The 2,771-nt window shown below is 56.0% G+C and carries 1 tRNA gene and 2 rRNA genes (1 of these 3 running past the window's edge); all 3 read right to left on the bottom strand.

The annotated features are described in order from the left end of the window. Positions 1–78 precede the first annotated feature (78 nt). Positions 79–155: transfer RNA gene (locus tag GGQ96_RS20700), tRNA-Met, on the bottom strand. 95 nt (positions 156–250) lie between these two features. Beyond that, positions 251–365, bottom strand: a 5S ribosomal RNA gene (rrf, locus tag GGQ96_RS20695). A gap of 119 nt (positions 366–484) precedes the next feature. Beyond that, positions 485–2,771 (bottom strand): 23S ribosomal RNA (locus GGQ96_RS20690); it runs 504 nt beyond the window's last position.

Below are 2,771 nucleotides of genomic sequence, written 5' to 3'. Positions count from 1 at the left end.
TGCACGCACCGGCGGCCTGCACCCTGGACGCAAGCAAGCCCCGGCAAGCGGGAGCTTGGGGGTTTTGTTGGATCGGAATGGTTGCGGGGACAGGATTTGAACCTGTGACCTTCAGGTTATGAGCCTGACGAGCTACCGGGCTGCTCCACCCCGCGACGGCTGGCGCTGCGCCAGCGAGCCTCTCTCTTGGGGAGAGGGTGTATGTGAATGGGTTCTTGTTGTGCACGATGTTCGCGCCACGGGCTGCAATGCCTGGCGACGACCTACTCTTCCACTGCTTAGGCAGTAGTACCATTGGCGCGGTCGGGTTTCACGGCCGAGTTCGGGATGGGATCGGGTGGGACACCGACGCTATGGTCACCAGGCAATGAAGCCTGTGGCGCGAGGGGTGCTGGGGTTAAAATCGATGCGTGCACTTTCATGGTCTGGCTGTGATGCAATCCCAGCCCGGTATCAGCAGCGCTGATATTGGGGGTGTGAGCTCATCAAGCGCGAATAGAGCGATTAGTATCGGTTAGCTTCACGCGTTACCGCGCTTCCACATCCGATCTATCAAGGTCGTGGTCTTCGACCGCTCTGAGAAATCTTATCTCGAGGGAGGCTTCCCGCTTAGATGCTTTCAGCGGTTATCCCGTCCGTACATAGCTACCCTGCTGCGCCGTTGGCACGACGACAGGTACACCAGAGGTACGTTCAACCCGGTCCTCTCGTACTAGGGTCAACTCCTCTCAAATTTCGACGCCCACGGCAGATAGGGACCAAACTGTCTCGCGACGTTCTGAACCCAGCTCACGTACCACTTTAATTGGCGAACAGCCAAACCCTTGGGACCTGCTCCAGCCCCAGGATGTGATGAGCCGACATCGAGGTGCCAAACAACCCCGTCGATATGAGCTCTTGGGGGTTATCAGCCTGTTATCCCCGGCGTACCTTTTATCCGTTGAGCGATGGCCCTTCCACGAGGGACCACCGGATCACTATGACCGACTTTCGTCTCTGCTCGACTTGTCAGTCTCGCAGTCAGGCGGGCTTATGCCATTGCACTCTAACAGCCGGTTTCCAACCGGCCTGAGCCCACCATCGCGCGCCTCCGTTACTCTTTAGGAGGCGACCGCCCCAGTCAAACTACCCGCCACAGAGGGTCCCTGATCCCGCTTCAGGGATCGAGGTTAGACATCAGAAAACAACAGGGTGGTATTTCACCTATGGCTCCACGCCGGCTGGCGCCAACGCTTCAAAGCCTCCCACCTATGCTACACAGTTCCTTCCTAATGCCACTCTGAAGCTGCAGTAAAGGTGCACGGGGTCTTTCCGTCTAACCGCGGGTACTCCGCATCTTCACGGAGAATTCAATTTCGCTGAGCATGTCCTGGAGACAGTGGGGAAGTCGTTACGCCATTCGTGCAGGTCGGAACTTACCCGACAAGGAATTTCGCTACCTTAGGACCGTTATAGTTACGGCCGCCGTTTACCTGGGCTTCATTTCAGAGCTTGCACTCCTCCACTTAACCTTCAGGCACCGGGCAGGCGTCAGGCCCTATACGTCGTCTTGAAGCCGACTTAGCAGAGCCCTGTGTTTTTGCTAAACAGTCGCTACCCCCTGGCCTGTGCCCCCGATGAGAGCTTGCGCTTACATCGGGCCTCCTTCTTCCGAAGGTACGGAGGCAATTTGCCGAGTTCCTTCAGGACACTTCTCTCAAGCGCCTTGGTATACTCTACCTGACCACCTGTGTCGGTTTCGGGTACGGTCTATACGGTGGGGCTATTTCCCGGGACAGTTTCGAAGCACGGCCAATCCGATAAGGCCGTACAACACACACCATCCGTCACACACCACCAGGCTGCGGAATATTAACCGCATTCCCATCGACTACCCCCTTCGGGCTCGTCTTAGGGGCCGGCTCACCCTGCGCGGATTAGCCTTGCGCAGGAACCCTTGGTCTTTCGGCGAGAGGGCATCTCACCCTCTTTATCGCTACTCATGTCTGCATTCGCACTTCCGATACCTCCACGACCCATTACCAAATCGCTTCAACGGCCTACGGAACGCTCCGCTACCGCGTGGATAAATCCACACCCTAAGCTTCGGTGCACGTCTTGAGCCCCGTTACATCTTCGCCGCAGAAACCCTTGTTTAGACCAGTGAGCTGTTACGCTTTCTTTAAAGGATGGCTGCTTCTAAGCCAACCTCCTGGTTGTTTTGGGATTTCCACATGCTTTCCCACTTAGACGTGACTTGGGGACCTTAGCTGTAGGTCAGGGCTGTTTCCCTTTTGACGACGGACCTTAGCACCCGCCGTCTGTCTCCCGAGTAGTACTCATGGGTATTCGGAGTTTGGTTAGAGTTGGTAGATCTCGCGACCCCCGCATCCATCCAGTGCTCTACCCCCCATGGTATTCGCTCGAGGCACTACCTCAATAGTTTTCGCGGAGAACCAGCTATTTCCCGGCTTGATTGGCCTTTCACCCCTAAACACAACTCATCCGGTAACTTTTCAACGTTAATCGGTTCGGACCTCCAGTGCGTGTTACCGCACCTTCATCCTGGTCATGCCTAGATCGCCGGGTTTCGGGTCTAATACACCAAACTATGGTCGCCCTATTCAGACTCGCTTTCGCTGCGCCTACACCTATCGGCTTAAGCTTGCTTGGTACATTAAGTCACAGACCCATTATGCAAGAGGTACGCGGTCACCCCATGAAGAGGCTCCCACTGCTTGTAGGCAATCCGTTTCAGGTACTGTTTCACTCCCCTCATCGGGGTGCTTTTC

This window comes from Sphingomonas abaci (genome assembly GCF_014199625.1).
GTDB lineage: Bacteria > Pseudomonadota > Alphaproteobacteria > Sphingomonadales > Sphingomonadaceae > Sphingomonas > Sphingomonas abaci.
Note: the sequence above shows the minus strand (reverse complement) of the source record. Positions and strands in the feature narration are given on the sequence as shown.